General features: G+C 72.1%; 9 protein-coding genes. 1 reads left to right on the forward strand and 8 read right to left on the reverse strand.

Annotated elements, in window-relative coordinates:
- Positions 1–84: 84 nt before the first annotated feature.
- A complete protein-coding gene (locus FPZ47_RS01180) occupies positions 85–378 on the forward strand; it encodes a Rossmann-fold NAD(P)-binding domain-containing protein (protein WP_144948004.1) in 294 nt (97 codons plus the stop codon).
- A 106-nt stretch (positions 379–484) separates the two neighbouring features.
- On the opposite strand, the gene FPZ47_RS01185 is transcribed toward FPZ47_RS01180, so the two are convergent.
- The 8 genes from FPZ47_RS01185 to FPZ47_RS01220 all read right to left on the reverse strand — a co-directional run bounded on the left by FPZ47_RS01185 (position 485) and on the right by FPZ47_RS01220 (position 15966).
- The gene (locus tag FPZ47_RS01185) at positions 485–2257 is read right to left on the reverse strand and encodes an acyl-CoA dehydrogenase family protein (protein ID WP_144948001.1); all 1773 of its coding nucleotides are present in this window, start codon (positions 2255–2257) and stop codon (positions 485–487) included.
- 21 nt (positions 2258–2278) lie between these two features.
- Complete coding sequence (locus FPZ47_RS01190) at positions 2279–3046, reverse strand: Crp/Fnr family transcriptional regulator (protein WP_144947998.1); 768 nt, start codon at positions 3044–3046, stop codon at positions 2279–2281.
- Positions 3047–3057: 11 nt separating this feature from the next.
- Positions 3058–3429, reverse strand: coding sequence for an FHA domain-containing protein (locus FPZ47_RS01195; RefSeq protein WP_246133262.1), 372 nt, complete (start codon positions 3427–3429; stop codon positions 3058–3060).
- A 68-nt stretch (positions 3430–3497) separates the two neighbouring features.
- A complete protein-coding gene (locus tag FPZ47_RS01200) occupies positions 3498–3965 on the reverse strand; it encodes a hypothetical protein (RefSeq protein WP_144947995.1) in 468 nt (155 codons plus the stop codon).
- 180 nt (positions 3966–4145) lie between these two features.
- Complete coding sequence (locus FPZ47_RS01205; protein ID WP_144947992.1) at positions 4146–7403, reverse strand: arabinosyltransferase domain-containing protein; 3258 nt, start codon at positions 7401–7403, stop codon at positions 4146–4148.
- Entirely contained in the window at positions 7400–10663 is a 3264-nt protein-coding gene (locus FPZ47_RS01210) for an arabinosyltransferase domain-containing protein (RefSeq protein WP_144947989.1), read from the reverse strand. Before FPZ47_RS01210 ends, FPZ47_RS01205 begins: the two co-directional genes overlap by 4 nt.
- A gap of 147 nt (positions 10664–10810) precedes the next feature.
- Positions 10811–14095 carry an arabinosyltransferase domain-containing protein gene (locus FPZ47_RS01215; protein ID WP_144947986.1) on the reverse strand — a complete coding sequence of 1095 codons (3285 nt, stop codon included), beginning with the start codon at positions 14093–14095 and terminating at the stop codon, positions 10811–10813.
- Positions 14095–15966: an arabinofuranosyltransferase gene (locus FPZ47_RS01220; protein ID WP_144947983.1), complete on the reverse strand. Its 1872-nt coding sequence runs from the start codon at positions 15964–15966 to the stop codon at positions 14095–14097. Before FPZ47_RS01220 ends, FPZ47_RS01215 begins: the two co-directional genes overlap by 1 nt.

Genomic DNA, 15966 nt, shown 5'->3' on the forward strand with positions numbered 1-15966 from the left:
CGGCGGTGTAGTTCATGATGCGGATGTCGTCGGCGGCGACGATGAGTGTGTCGCAGTCCAGCGGGATGTGCCCGACGCATCTCGGTGATCGTGATCGAGCCGGGATTCATGCCGGGCACCGGGCTGAGCAGAGCGCACGGCACCGCAATGCAACGGATAGGACGGGTCATCGAGCGAATCCCCGGTGTCTTTTCGCCCGGAAAGTCCGGACCGGCGCTCGCGTCGATCGCCCTCGACGACCGCTGGGCGCACCTGCGCGGCGGTGCGTTCGTCGTCAAAGACCAAGAGCGCCAGGTCAAACCGTTCGCGCAGGATCCAGTCCGGGAGGCCCGGCTGTGGGATGCCACCGCCGGGCTGCTGAACACCGCCCGCAACTAGAGCAGTGGTGGCGACCCGCGGCGCCCGGCTACGCCGTGCTTGCGATCGCCGCTGGAGAGATGGTGGCGACCCGCGGCGCCCGGCTACGCCGTGCTTGCGATCGCCGCTAGAGGCTCAACGCGCCGTCGGCCAGCTCGTCGAAACGGTCCAGCGCCTCGTCGGACTCGGCGTCGATGCCGCGCAGCGGACCCCGGTCGGCCAGGTAGCGCTGCGTGTACAGCCGGGCGACGAGCGCTTTGCGGTCGTCGCCGCGGGCCTCCCGCTCCCAGGCGGCCTGCTCGGTGAGCAGGGCGCCGGCGTAGACGTCGCCCATGAACTGGGCCAGCGGGAACAGCCGCGCCTCGGCGGTGTCGCGGTCCAGCTTGGCCCAGGCCGTGACGGCCGCGTCGAGGTCCTCGATGCGCCCGGCGACCAGCCGGGCGGTTGCGTCGTCGTCGGACACCGCGACCGCGTCGCGCAGCCGCGCCAGCAGCGTCTCGTGCGCGCGGGACTGCTCGATGCCGCGGCGCACGTCGAGGCACAGGATGTTGTCGGGGCCCTCCCAGATGGTGTTGACCTGTCCGTCGCGCAAAAGCCTCGCCACCGGCCAGGTCTCGATGTAGCCGTTGCCGCCGTGGATCTCGATGGCGTCCGACGCCGCGGTGATCCCCAGCCGGCACACCTTCAGCTTGGTGACCGGCACCGCGATGCGCTGCCGCGGACCGGGGCGCCGGCGGTGGTTGGTGGCCCCGGTGCCGTCGAACACCAGCGCCAGCGCGGCCTCGACGTCGACGATCATCTCGGCGAGCTTGCGCCGCATCAGCGGCTTGTCGGCCAGTGCCCCGCCGAACGCGTGGCGCTGCCGCGCGTAGCACAGCGACTCGACCAGGGCGCGGCGCGCGTTGGCCAGCCCGAACAACGCGATGCCCAGCCGCGCGGCGTTGGTCAGCTCCATCATGCGGCCCAGCCCCTTGCCGTCGGACGGGGTGGACGCGTCGCTGGGCTCCCCGGACAGCAGGAACGCCTCGGCGTCGACGAACTCGACCTCGCCGGAGGCCACCGAGCGGGTGCCCAGCTTGTCCTTGAGGCGGCGCACCCGCACCCCGTTGCGCGATCCGTCGCGGCGGGTGCGCAGCACCAGGAAGTTGGCGACCCCGCGCGACGAGTCCGGGGCGCCCTCCGGCTTGGCCAGCACGACGAAGGCCTCACCGGCGCAGTTGGACGCGAACCACTTGAAGCCGTTCAGCAGCCAGGAGTCACCGGTGCGGGTCGCGGTCGTCTCCAGCGCCCCCAGGTCGGAACCGCCGGTGCGTTCGGTGAGCAGCTGCGCCGTCTCACCCGCCCACTCGCCGGAGGCGAACTTGGCCAGCACGTGCTCGCGCACGTCGGCCGGAGCGTAGGCCGCCACCAGCGACTGCACCATGCCGCCGCCGGTGCCCAGCGCGCAGCCCATCCCGATGTCGGCCTGGTTGAGCAGGTAGTTCGACGCGAACAGCGGCAGCGCCGAACTCATCTTGGCGGCCTTCGCCTCGGAGCGCAGCACCTGCTGGGCGTCCAGCACCGCGCGCTTGGACTGGGCGAACGACTCCGGCATGACGACCCGGCTGACATCGTGTCCCCACCGGTCGTAGCGCTCCAGCCGGGGCGGGTTGCGGTCGGTCTCCTCGGCCCACCGCGCCACCGGGCCGCCCATCAGCTCACCGATGCGCGACAGCTGCGGCTCCACGGCGGCCAACTCGTCGGACCGCAGGTAGTAGGCCATGGTGGCCTGCAGCGTGGGATCGGTGCGGTACCAGTTGAGACCGACGGCGCCGCGGTAGTTCTCCGTCTGGTAGCGCTGCGCCTTCTCGGGGGTGGAGAAGGGCAGCCGGTCCACCGACTCGGGGGCGTAATCGCTCATGACGTGACGGTATTACAGGGGTCACGCCGACGCGCGCAGCGGTCGCCTCCGATACGCGCCTGTTCCGCCGCCCGCGCCGCGGCGGGCCAGCGCGTCGGGGTCCAGGATCAGCACGCTCTTGCCGTCCGGCCGGATCCAGCCGCGGGCGGTGAACGTGCGCAGCGCCTTGTTGACCGTCACGCGGTCGGCCCCCACGAGCTGCGCCAGCTCGTCCTGGCTGAGCTCGTGCTCCAGGCGCAGCCCGTCGGCCTCGGGGGTGCCGAAGCGCCCGCCCAGCAGCAGCAGTTGGCGCGCCACCCGGCTCGCCACGTCGCTGGAGACCAGCTCGACCTGTTGCTCCTCGGCGTGGGTGAGCCGCTGCGCCAGGGATTGGAGCAGCTGCTCGCCGATCACCGGCCAGCGAGCGATCCAGGTGCGCAACGTGGCACGGTCCAACCACACCGCGCGCACGTCGGTGATCGCGCTCGCCGTGCAGCTGCGCGGGCCCGGATCGAACACCGCGAGCTCGCCGAACGCGTGCGTCGGGCCCAGGATCGCCCGCAGGTTCTCGCGGCCCCCCGGGCCCCGCAGGCTGATCTTCACCGTGCCCGAGACGATGACGTGCACCCGATCGCCCGGGTCGCCCTGGGTGAATATTGTTTCGCCCGAACGAAATTCGTCTGTGTACAGCTGCCGGGTCAACGCCGACGCCGCGGCGGGCTCGACGTGACGCAGGATTCCCGCCCGCCTCAGGGTCTGGGCCAGGATCCGGTCCTCGTCGCCCGACGTGACATCGGGTGCGGCGCCCATCGGAGCCCTCCTCATCCGGCCAGGAAAACCAGGCGGAAATTGCCGAGCTGCAGTTCGTCGCCGTGGGACAGCGCCGCCGAGTCGACCGGCTCCCTGTTCAGATACGTGCTGTTGAGGCTGCCGAGGTCCACGATGCGGAACGCGTCGGCGCCGTCGTCCCTGCGTATTTCGGCGTGCCGGCGACTGACGGTGATGTCGTCGAGGTAGATGTCGCTGGCGGGGTGGCGGCCGATGGTCGCAACCGGCGCGTCCAGCAGGAACCGGGCTCCGACGTTGGGGCCGCGCTTCACGACCAGCAGGGCCGACCCGCGCGGCAACGCCTCGACTTCGGTGTCGTCGCCCGGCCAGGCGAGCTCGTCGCGGACATCGGCGAGCGAGGCCAGGTGGGCCGTGTGGTCGTCGGGCGCGTGGCCCCGCTCGCTCGCGTCCTGCGCGGCGCTCCGGTGGCGGATCACGCGGCCCGCGGGAGGTCGGGCGCCGCCATGGCGGCCGGCGACGTCGGCCGGGCCGCCGCGGGCCACCAGCCGACGTAGGTAAGGTACAGCCCGACGAAGGCGAACGCGACGCAGAGGGAGACCCACAGGCCCTGCGCGCCGATCATGCTGTCCGCCAGCGAGACGAAGGCCTGGGGGAAAGACAGCAGCAGCACCCCGCGCAGGGTGATCAACCAGCCCAGCAGCGACACGGTGATCGCGGCCGCGCCGTGCCAATACTGGTGTGCTGCGACGACGATCAGGCCGGACAGCAGGACGAACGCACCGGCAACCCAGGTCCACAGCGAATTCGCCTCGAACTGCGCCAGCAGCGCCTGCATGTCCGAGGCGCGCGCCACGGCGGTGACGTCGACGATGACGAGAAAAAGGCCGAGCACGCGCGCGAACATGCGGGTCCTGGCCTGCGATTCCGGTGGAGCGTTCATTGCCGTGCCTCCGTGTGATGCCGGTCCCATACCTGAATCGGACCACCCGGGACAGCGCCGGGCTAGGGACCGAAGTCCCGTTCGTGCGGACCTATGGCCCTGCCCCGGCGCGCATGATCGGCGCCGGTGTTCCCCGGCGCGGACGCCCTGGTCGTCACCGCCGCCACGAACTCCCCCGCGTCAGGGCTTGATGCGGATCGGTCCCGGCGACCACCAGCCGGTGCGGGTCGCGGTGCCCAGGTCCAGCTGGGCGGGACGCGCCTGCGCGATGGTGTCGAACTTGCGCAGCGATCCCCAGTCGCGGCCCCAGTCGTGGGACAGATACGTCGACATCACGTGGGCGCGCAGCAGCAGGTCGGTGATGCCCAGCAGCCCGCCGTTGACGCCGTCCTCCCAGGTGTCGGTGTCCTGCTTCTTGGCGTTGTAGTCCGGCGTGATGCGGAACTTCGGGATCTCGGTGACGCCGTTGACGTGCAGCATCGGGTGCTGGCACGGGAAGGCCAGCCCGACCGCCCAGTCCATCAACACCGGCTGCGACGAGCCGACGTATTCCTGCACGGAGCGCAGTTCGGGCACCCGCGGCGGGGTCACCGCCACCCAGTCCTCCGGCGTGAGGGAGAGGTCCTCGGCCACCAGCCGGACCGCGACCGCGTCGGCGGGCATCTGGGACCGGGCGAAGCGCAGGTTGCGCCACACCTTGGGTTGTTCGCCGTAGAGGTCGTAGGGCGTCAGCCGGCCGGCCGGGACGATGCCGGTGGTGGGGTCGCCGCCGGGGCCGGGCCTGCCGTACTCCAGCACGACGGTCTGCCCGGCGGTGTGGCCGTGCAGGATGCTGTTGCCCGTGATCCTGCCCGCGGCGGTGACCACCAGCAGGGGGTGCCCGTCGTCCGGCTTGGGCAGCCGATACCACGCCGACGTCAGCCTGCTCTGCTGCTGGGGACCGGTGGTGTAGCTGCCCGCCAGCGGAACCCGGTCGGGGTCCAGGCCGTAGGGCAGCGGCAGCATGGAGCCGTTGATCCCCGGCGACTTCAGCTTGGTGGGCCCGTACCAGTCGTAGTCGGTGCCCGGCTGCGGGACCGCCGTCTCCCGGACCGCCTCGGCCAGGGTGCGTTCCGGGACGCCGTTGGGCGTGAACCCGGTGGGGTCGACTCCGCCCAGCGGTCCCAGCGGGCCGTAGTCGCCGGGCAGGGGCGTCATGAAGCCGGCGTTGCTGTCCGGCTCGACGAGCACGTCGTCGGCCAGCGCGCAGCCCCCGGAGAACTCCCGCAGGTTGTCCCAGCCGTTGGAGTAGGTGGGGTACTGGCGCACGATCCCGGCCACCATCGACGCGACGAACACCAGCGCCATCAACCCGGCCGCGATCGGCACCGGCGCCGCCGTGACGGCCCGCGCCAGCCGGCCCTCCCCGCGCTCGCGCGAAGCGAAGTGCAACCACACCGCCCAGCCGGCCGCGACCACGAAGAGCGCGAAAACCATTGTGCTGATGCTGATCCCGCCGAGCCTGGGCATGATGTTGTTGAACGGCACGCCGTAGCTCGAGACGTACCACCAGCCGTTGGTGGTGGCGAAACACAGCGCCAGCACGAACAGCACCGCCGCGGTGAACGCCATGCGGTTGCGCGACCAGCGCAGCACCCGGTGCGACACCAGCACCGTGGTCAGCGCGGCCATCGCCGCGCCCACCGCGGCGAACAACCCGAAGTGGTGGACCCACTTGGTGGGGGTGAACATCAGGAAGAACATGGTCGCGAAGATGACGCCCATCAGCCGCCAGGCGGGCCCGCGGGCCACGCCGGGAACGCGCTTGCGCCGCAACATGATGAACACCGCGGTGAACAGGCACAGCGCGGTGATCAGGAAGCCGAACCGGCGCGACAGCGAGCCGTCGACGGTGGGCAGGATCAGGTAGTAGTAGCGCAGGTTCTCGGTGTACCAGGCCTGGCTGGGGCCGATGTCGGTGCGGATCCGGGTGGCCTCCAGCACCGTCGACAGCGTCTGGTCGGCGAACACGACGGTCAGGATGACGAAGCCGGCGGCCAGCATCGGGGCCACCAGCGGCCAGGTGCCGACCAGGCGGTGCCGTTTGACCATGATCCGCACCACCGGGCGGCCACCGGCGATCAGGGCGGCGACCGCGATCAGACCGGTGGGCTGCACACCCAGGGTGAAGGCGGCGGTGACGACGGCCAGCGCCGCCGGCGTCACCCGCGAGGCGCACATCGAGCGCTCGATCAGCACGTAGGTGATCAGCGAACCCAGCGCGATGATCGGCTCGGGCCGCAGTCCGTTGTTGAACGGCATCCACGCGGTCAGCAGGACCAGGCCGGCCGCCCAGTTGGCGGCCGTGCTGCCCGTGACCGCGGGCCCCAGCCGGGGCAGCACCTCACGCGAGAGCAGCAGCCAGCACACGAGCCCGGCGACCAGGTCGGGCAGCCGCATCCACAGGCTGCCGTCGCTGACGTGGGTCATCAGCGCCAGCAGGTTGTAGTACCAGCCGAACGGGTCCTCCGGGCTGCCGAACCAGCGGAAGTAGTTGGACATGTAGCCGGCGTGGTCGGCGACGCGGGCCATGCCCAGGATGTAGCCGTCGTCGGAGGAGTTCGCGCCGATCACGTGCCAGAGCAGGAAGCCGAAGATCACCGTGGCGTCGACCAGGGTGAACGTGCGCCAGCGGGTGGGGATCAGCCGGTGCATGCGGCGCCCGTCCAGCTGGTCGAGGCGCCACAGCGCGATCAGCGCGACGATGGTCGCCACGACGGCCAGCACCATCGCCGTGAGCTTCAGCGTGGTCGGGGTGGTGGAGAACCGGGTGTCGATCGTCGCGGAGAGCCGCAGGCCGGCCGGGGCGGGGCCGGTCAGGTCGGTGAACACCCCGACGATCTGGGGTCGCAGGTTGGGATCGGGGAAGCCGCCGCGCACGGGCCTGCCCGCCGGATCGGTCAGCCCGACGAAGGTGGCGAAGGTGCCGGCCCGGGTGGAGGTGATCTCGATGCGCTGACAGTTCGGGGACGCCACCCGGTCCCGCGGCGCGCTGGCGATCACCACGTTGCGGTCGGTGACGTCGACGCGCTGGCGCCCGGCGACGACGAACAAGGCGTTGAGCGCGGCGTCCTTGCCCTTCTTGGGTGCGGTGCTCAGGACCACGCCGCCCTCGGGCGGCAGGGCGCGCAGCACCGAGCACGGCACGCTCGCCGTCACGTCGACCGGGGTCAGCGAGATCAGCGGCGCCGTCACGCTGTCGAGCTGGCCGCGCCCATCCACGTGTTGGGGCCAGTTCAGCGTGGCGGTGGTCTGCACGACGGGCAGCAGCGGCGTGGCGACCGACAGGAGGAAACCGACCAGCCCGGCGATCGTCGCGACCCAGCGCGTCGCCCGCACGTCCCGGCGGGTGACGCGGCTCGCGGGGGCCCCGCGGCGTTCGGAGTTGATGACGCTCATGGGAGGGCTCGAATCGGTCCTTTGCGGCTCCAGCCGGGCACAATGGTCACGCCCGGCACGACGGCGGCGTCGGGGGCTTTCGCTGCCGGCACCAAACGGTGGTACTGCTCGACGGAGCCCCAGTCGCGGTGCCAGTCGCCACGGAGGTAGGTCGCGACGGTCGAGGTGTACATCATCGCCTGGGTGAACAGGAACGGACCGCCGGCTTCGCCGGCCTGCCAGCCGTTCGACGACGCCGCCGTCTGCTTGTGTTCGGGCATGATGCGGTAGTCGGGGAGTTCGGCGACGCCGAGGTGTTCGGCGAACGGCCGCTGGCACGGGAAGTTCGCGGCGGTCGCGACGTCCATCAGCACCGGTGTCCGCGATCCGAGCAGCTGCTGCAGGGTCTGCAGCACCGGGACCCGCGGCGGGGTGAACGCGAACCACTGTTCGGAGCTCAGGTTCGGGTCGTAGGCGACGATGCGCGCCACGTTGGCCTCCGGCGGCGCCCAGGCCAGCGGGAACCGCAGGTTGCGCCACGCCGGCTCCGGTCCGACGTCGATCGGCTGCACCTCGTTCAGCGGCTGGGTGCTGCCGTCGGGGCGCGTGACTCCCCACTGCAGCTTGAGCGACTGCCCGTAGGTGAACGTGCCGTCCTCCTTGTAGGACCAGATGGCACCGGCGGCCGAGACCACGACCAGCGGACGGTCCGGTGTGCGGGGCGGCAGCTGGTACCACGCGGAGGCCGCCGTGGCGGCCAGCGAGTTCTCGCCGTAGCTGCCCATCACCGGGGTGCGGGCGGGGTCGAGCCCGAACGGCAGGGCCGCGTGCGACCCGTTCACCCCGACCGGCCCCCTGCCGCCGGCGGTGCCCGCGGAGTCGCTCATGGTGGCGTTGGGCTTGTTGGGGGAGGCGTCGGAGTTCACCACCCCGGGTTTGGTCACCACCGGGTAGGACCGCAGGTCGTCACCCACCCCGTCGGGTTTGAAACCCACCGGGTCGAGCCCGCCGAGCGGGCCGTCGGGCCCGAACCGCTGGCCGGGGGCCGGCCGCAGCATCCCGGCGTTCGGGTCGGGTTCGGCCAGCACGTCGTCGGCCATCGCGCAGCTGGTGAGTCCGGACGTGATGGCCGCGAGGTTGGCCTTGCCGGTGGTGTAGAGCGGGTAGCGGAACACCACGCCCTTGGCCAGCGAGGCGACCTCGCCGATCACCATGATCGACGCGACCACCAGCAGCGGGGTCGAGGCCAGCACCCGATTGCGCCGGTTGTCCTTGACCTCGGTGTGCCCGGCGTAATCCATCCGGAAGTGGTACCAGGCCCCCAGCAGCCCGGTCAGGATCGACAGCGTCAGGAACATCGACGTCACCGGGTGGCTGGCGACCACCGGCGGGATGTCGTACCAGGGCACCCCGTAGTTGTTGACGTCGAACCAGCCGTTGACGCCCGAGGTGGCCCACGCCAGCACGAACAGCAGCGCGGTGACGTAGAGCGTCAGGTTGCGCCGGCTGTGCAGGCCGATCCGGGCGAAGGCGAACGCGGTGACGGCGCCGAGGAGGCCGGCCAGCCCGGCGAACACGCCGAACTGCACGGCCCACTTGGTCGGGGTGAAGGTCAGCAGCAGCAGCCCCACCGCGGTGGTGCCGATCAGCCGCCAGGCCGGGCCGCTGGCCACGCCCGGCACCCGGCCGCGCCGCAGCAGCACCACCAGCACCACGAACATGCACAGCAGCAGCACCAGCACGGCGAAGCGCCGCGACATCGAGCCCTCCGCGTTGCTCTCCACGGTCAGGAAGTAGTAGCGCAGGAAGTCCTGGTACCAGGCGATCGTCGGGCCGACCTCATATTTGATGCGCGCCGACTCTGCGACCGTGGCCAGCGTCTGGCTGCGGAACACGACGACGGTGATCAGCGACAGCGCCGCCGCCAGCACCGCCAGCGGCGCGAGCACCCCGTCGGTGGCCCGGCGCCGCCGGATCACGACGGCGATGGCCCGCGCCCCGGTCAGCAGCGCGGCGACGGCGATCAGGCCCTGCGGCGCCAGCGTCGCGGTGAGCATCGCGACGATGACGGCGACCGCAGCCGGAGCCAGCCGGCCCAGCGCGATCGCGCGTTCCACCAGCATCCAGGTGGCCACCACCCCGAGGGCGATCAGCGGCTCGGGCCGCAGCCCGTTGTTGAACGGCAGCCAGGCGGCCAGGAACACCGCGCCCGCGGTGAGCACCGCGACCCGGTTGGCCGCCAGGCCGCCGCGGCCCGGTCCGAGCCGGCGCAGCGCCCAGTGCCCGATGATCAGCCAGCACGCGACCCCGGCCAGCGTGGCCGGCAGCCGCATCCACACGCCGGCGGTGCTCACCGACGCCATCCGGGACAGCACGGACAGATACCAGTCGAACGGCGCGTCCGTGGCCCCGAAGAAGCGGTAGTAGTTGGCCACGTAGCCGGCCCTGGCCGCGTTGCGGGCGATGGTCAGGTTGTACCCGTCGTCCGACGAGGTGGCACCGATGACATGCCAGCCCAGCAGCGTCGCGATCACCCCGGCGTCGGCCAGCCGGATCGCGGCCCCGGCGCGCCGGGGCGCCCCCGATCGGATTCGGCCGCGGCTGCGCCGGTCCAGCGCGGCCAGGGCGGCGACGGCCGCCAGCACCGACAGCGCAGCCACGACCATCACGGCCGTCTTCAGCGGGGTGGGTGCGGTGATGAAGCGGGTGTCGATGTCCACGCGCGCCGACAGCCCGGGCTGGGCCGGCACCGTCAGGTCGGTGAAGATGCCGCCGATCTGGGGCTTCTTCTCCGCCGGCAGGACACCGACGGCGCCGGGGATGCCGACGAAGTCCGCGCCGACGGACCCCGCGTCGGCCCACAGGTGCAACGCCCTGCAGGCGGCCGAGGCGACCGCCGAGCGCTGCGCCACCGCGGCCACCGAGTCGCGGAACGCGGCCACGACCACGTCCTTGTTGGCGCGCACGAACAGCCCGTTCTTGCCGGCGTCGACGCCGTTGGCGGGCAGGGTCGAAACCACCAGTCCGCCGTCGGCGGGCAGGGTGGCCATCGCGGGGCAGGGGATGGAGATGTCGAGTGTGCGCGGCGCCCCGGACACCAGCGGCGCGGTGATCTGGGTGACGTGCCCGTCGGCGGTGCCCTGCGGCCACAGGATGGTTGCGGTGGTCTGCCGCACCGGAAGCAGGGGGACGCAGGCGCACAGCAGCACACCCGCGATTCCCGCGGCGACGGCCACCAGCCGCAGGACGCGCCGGGATGGCCGATTACCGTCGGGGGACACGAGGCTCGATGGTAAGCGACGCCGCTGAGGACGCGGGGCATGGACGCGGCGATAGGCCCCAGCGGGTGCGCGCCCGCGCGACACGGCGACATTCGGGTGAATTGGGCGACTTTCTCGGTTGGGCGGCCGCGCGATGGCGCCCCGCCCTCAGTGCCTCAGCGGCCCGGGGTTCCACAGGCCGCCGCGGGTGACCGTCCCCAGTCGCAGCCGAGCCGGCTGGGCGTCGGGGTAGTAGGGCGTCAGCCGCTGCAGCGAGCCCCAGTCCCGCGACCAGTCGTCCTTGAGGTAGCTGGCCACCGTCGTCGCCTTCACCAGCAGTTCGGTGACGCCCAGCGGGCCGCCGCCGTTGTTGTCCATCACCGGCGAGTTGGCCTCCGCGCCGAAGCGGTCCGGCAGGATGCGCCATTTCGGTGTCTCGTCGACGCCGTTCTGGTGGCCGAACGGCCGCTGGCAGGGGAACGCCAGCCCGACCAGCCAGTCCAGGAACACCGGGTCCGTCGAGCCCACGACGTCCTGCAGCGTGCGCAGCCGCGGGATCCGCGGCGGGGTCAGGGCGATCCAGTGCTGCGGCGCCAGGTCCTCGTCGTCGGCGACCAGGCGGACCTGGGTGGCCGACGCCGGGATCGCCGACAGGGCCAGCCGCAGGTTGCGCCACGCCGGGGACGCCCCGACGTCGGCGAACTCGAACGCCCCGCCGGGGTGCCCGTCGGCAGCCTCGGCGTCGGTGGCCCACTGGACCTGGACCTCGCGCGGGTCGAAGCGGCCGGCCGCGCTGACCACCAGCAGCGGGCCCGCCTGGTCGCGGGGCGGCAGGCGGTACCAGCCCGACCGCAGCCTGGCCGGCACCTGCACGCCGGGACGCCAGCTGCCCAGCACCGGGGTGCGCGCCGGGTCCAGGTTGTAGGGCAGTTGCGCGCGGGAATTGTTGACACCGGGCGCGGCGCGGGTGCCCCCCTCGGTGCCGGCCCCGGTCCCGGTGATCGGGTTGTCGTCGCCGACGAAGCTGCGGTCGCCGGGTCGTTCCATCACCGGGTCGGCGCGGACGTCGGCGGGAATGCCGTTGGGCGTGAAGGCCTCCGACATGCCGGCGCCCAGGGCCGCCGCCACCGGGCCCGTGACCGGGGCCAGCATCCCGGCGTTGGGGTCCTGCTCCACCAGCACGTCCTCGGCCAGGCCGCAGGTGTTGCCGGTCAGGGCCTGCAGGTTCGACCGGCCCACCGACCACGCCGGGTATTGGCCGACCATCGCCACGGTCAGCGACGCCACCTCGAAGACCACCAGTGCCCACGCGGCAATCGCCAAGGGGGACTGGACGATTCCGGCCAGCCGCGACCCGAGACGGGTTTTCGACGCGCCCGGGGAACCGACCGCGCCGACGGCGACGAAGTGGAACCACGCGGCCAGCAGCAGCACCAGCATCGTCAGCCCGAGGAACACCGTCGACACGCCGTAGTGCCACCTGGGGAACGAATTCGACCAGGGCACACCGAAGTTGGAGACGTACCACCAGCCGTTCACGCTGGCGAAGCACTGCGCCATCAAGAACAGCACCACGGCCGCGAACACGGTGCGGTTGCGGCGCGAACGCATGGCCCCGGCACTCACCGCGACCGCGGCCAACGCCCCCAGCGATCCGGCCAGCCCGGCGAACACCCCGAAGTGGTGGGTCCATTTGGTGGGGGTGAACATCATCGCCAGGAACGAGATGATGGTGATCCCGATGATGCGCCGGCTCGGCCCGGCGGCCGTGCCGGGGATGCGGCCCTTGCGCAACGCCATCGCCACCGAGATGCCCAGCGCGAGCAGCACCGCCAGCACCGCGAACCGGCGGGCGATCGAGCCGTCGGGGCTGGCCATGAACAGCCGCTCATAGCGCAGGTGCTCGTCGAACCAGGTCAGGCTGGGGCCGACGGCGCGCTTGAGCGCGGTGGCCTGCATCTCCCCGGCCAGGGTCTGGTCGCGGAAGATCAGGATCACCGTCACGGTCGCCGCGGCCAGGATGGGCGCCAGCAGCGGCAGCAACCCGAACCGCTTGGACCTGCGGTGCAGGATGGTCCGCAGCGGCCCGACCGCGACCAGCAGCGCACCCACGGAGGCGATGCCCGTCGGCCCGGAGAACAGCGTCAGCGCGCCGATGATGCAGGCGCCCGCCACGGGCAGCAGCCGGCTGGTGGCCACCGCGCGTTCCACCGAGCACCACGTCAGCAGGATGCCCAGGGCGATGATCGGCTCGGGCCGCAGCCCGTTGTCGAGCGGCAGCCACACCGCCAGGAACATGCCCGCCGCGGTCCAGGCTGCGGCGCGGCTCCGCTTGACGGCGTGGCCCAGGCGGGGGATGACCTCGCGGCTGATCAGCCACCAGGACGTCAGCGCCATGATCAGGGTCGGCAGCCGCATCCAGATGCTGGCGGTGCTCACGTGGGCCCACAGCGCCAGCAGGTCGTAGTACCAGCCGAACGGGGCCTCGGGCGTGCCGAACCAGCGGTAGTAGTTGGCCATGTAGCCGGCGTGCTCGGACACCCGGGCCATGGTCAGGATGTAGCCGTCGTCGGAGGTGTTCGCGCCGACGAAATGCCACCACACCAGCACCGCGATCACCAGCGCGTCCAGACCGCCGATCGACCACCACCGCGCGGGCAGGAAGCGGCGGTGCCGGGTGGCCCCGGCGGTTTCGAAGGCGGTGTCGAGGACGTGCAGCGCGACCAGGGCGGCGGCGGTGCACAGCAGCCCGAGGATCATCGCGGCCAGTTTCAGCGGCGTGGGGCTGCTGCTGTAGCGGGTGTCCACGGTCGCCGCGAGGCTCAGCCCGGGCGGCGCGGGGCCGCTCAGGTCGGTGAACACGCCGACGATCTGCGGCCGGAAGTCGTAGCCGCTGCGCTCCCCGCGCAGCGGCGCCCCGGGATGTTCGGCGTTGGGCCCCTGGCGCAGCCCGACGAATTCGGCGACCACCTTCTCGGCGTGCGCGGTGAACGTCAGCCGCCGGCAGGCCGGGCTGAGCACCTGGCTCAGCGGGGCCGTCACCACCGGGACGTTGCGCACCACCAGTACCAGGTAGTCGTTGGCGCGCTGGATGAGCAGGCCGCGGTCGACGGCCTTGGGGGCCTGCTTGGGCACCGTGGACAGCAGCACCGTCTTGCCGGCGTTCTCGGGCCCGGCCAGCCCGGCGGCGGCCCGGCAGGGCACGCTGACGTTCAATTCGGTGGCGACGTAGCCGATCAGCGGCGCCTCGACGCTGTCGAAGGTGCCGTTTTGCGGCCAGTCGAGCTGGGCGGAGGTCTGGTTGACCGGCAGCAGCGGCGTGGCGACGGCCAGCAGGGCCCCGAGTAAACCGGCGACGGTCGCCACGAGCCGAGCGATCCGGTGGTTGGTTCCCGCGTCGCTCACGGAGCTAGATGGTAGTTCTTCGGCCCTAGCTGGGGTTTCGGTGACCATCAGCCGCCGCTCCCGGGCTTGCGGATGGCCAGGACGAACGGGCCGACGCTGTCGACGGCGAAGCGGGGGCCGGCGAACAGGGCCGCCCGCAAATCGACGACGTAGCGCCGCACGTTGGGCTGGTTGGGGTAGACGTCCTCGGCCAGCCGCAGGGTGTAGTTCCCGTTCGCGCCGCGACGCATCAGGAACACCGTCGGCGGCGGCCAGGGGCAGGTGTCCAGCGCGTGGACGAACTCGTCGGCGCTCTTGAGCGTCGACCACTTCTTGATCTGCGCCGCCCGCAGGTCGAACTGCGCCAGCGGGTTGGCGTAGTGCGAGGTCAGCCCCTGGAACCCCCAGTACGGGTAGTAGGACAGGAAGCTGTAGTCGGCGGTCATCACCACGGTCTGCTCACGTGCCCGGCCGGTCACCTGCCGGATGGTGGCATCGACTTTCGCGTAGAACTTCTCCGAACTCGCCGGCCGCCGGTCGCCGCGCTGCCCGTGGCCGTCGGTGTCGGTGTAGGCGATGGTGAGGTCGGGGCGCAGCACCTCGGGGATGTCCTGGCTGAACGCGATCGCCGCGGCCAGGCCGACGGCGCCGGCCACCGGCAGGGCGGCGCGGCTCCTGTCGGCCAGCGCACGGGTGGCCTCCAGGAAGCCGAACGCCCCGGCCGCGACCAGCAGCACGGTCAGCGTGGGCTGCAGCCGGAACGACAACAGCGTGGTGCGCGCGAGCGTGGTCAGCATCGACAGCAGCGACCACAGGTAGACGGCCAGCACGCCGATGCCCAGCGCGCCGGCCCGCACCGACGACCGGGCACACACCACCAGCCACAGCGTGCCCAGCATGCACACCGCTCCCAGCAGGGAGAACTGCAGCATCGGGAAGGTCAGCTCCGCGCCGTCGGCGGGCAGGTAGTGCTGGGCGCTGCCGGTGTTGCTGACCGGACTGTGCGCGGCGCGCAGCAGGAACGGCAGCCAGGTGGTGCTCGCGATGGCCGCCGCGATCACGGCGATGACGGCCAGCCGCCGCAGCGGGTCGAGCGCCGCCTCGGCGCCGCCGTGCCGCCAGCGCGCCCCGGCCGGCAGCAACGCCATGAGCACCACCGTGAAGGCGGTGAACGCGAACAGCAGTGTGTACCAGGTCGCCGTCCACCCCAGGAACAGCCCGGCGCCGATGACCGCCGCCCAGCCGCCGCCGCGCGCGCCGGCGCGCAGGCCCGACCAGGTCAGCACCAGCACCGGCGGCAGCAGCACCGTGATCATCGCGGCGTAGGGCTCCGGCGAGCCGTAGGCCAGCGTCGCCGCCGCGGTGGCCGCGGTGACCACCAGCGCGTACTCGAAGCGGACCAGCTGCCACCACAGCACCAGCGCCACCGCGACCGCGACGGCGATCGAGGTGATGGCCCACGGCTTGAACACCTCCCAGGCCGGTGTGCCGGTGAGCGCCGCGACGCGGCCGCCGATCCAGAACCAGCCCGGCGGGTAGAACGGCGGCAGGCCGAGGTAGGTCATGTCGTGCAGGGCGGGGCTGGCGGCGAGCCGGGTCAGGTATTCGGTGCGGAACTGCTGGTCCACAGAGACCCCGAACAGGTACAGCGTCGTGGCGCCCAGCGGCATGCCCAGGGTGACGACGGCGAACGCGGAGACGAACGCCAGCCCGCCCAGCCGGGCGAGCAGACGACGGCCCCGGCGCCACGCCCAGGTGGCGGCGACGAGCCCGGCCAGGCAGCCGACCTGTCCGACGGTGGTCAGCGCGTGCAGCTGGTTGGAGGACGGGTAGGCCGGCCACTGGACACCGGCGATCGCGACCAGCGACACGACGGCGACGGCGACGGCGACCAGCACGGCCGCGGCGATCTGGCCGAGGCCGTGCAGCGCGTTGCGCAT

The sequence above is a fragment of the Mycobacterium helveticum genome (assembly GCF_007714205.1).
Taxonomy (GTDB): Bacteria; Actinomycetota; Actinomycetes; order Mycobacteriales; family Mycobacteriaceae; genus Mycobacterium; species Mycobacterium helveticum.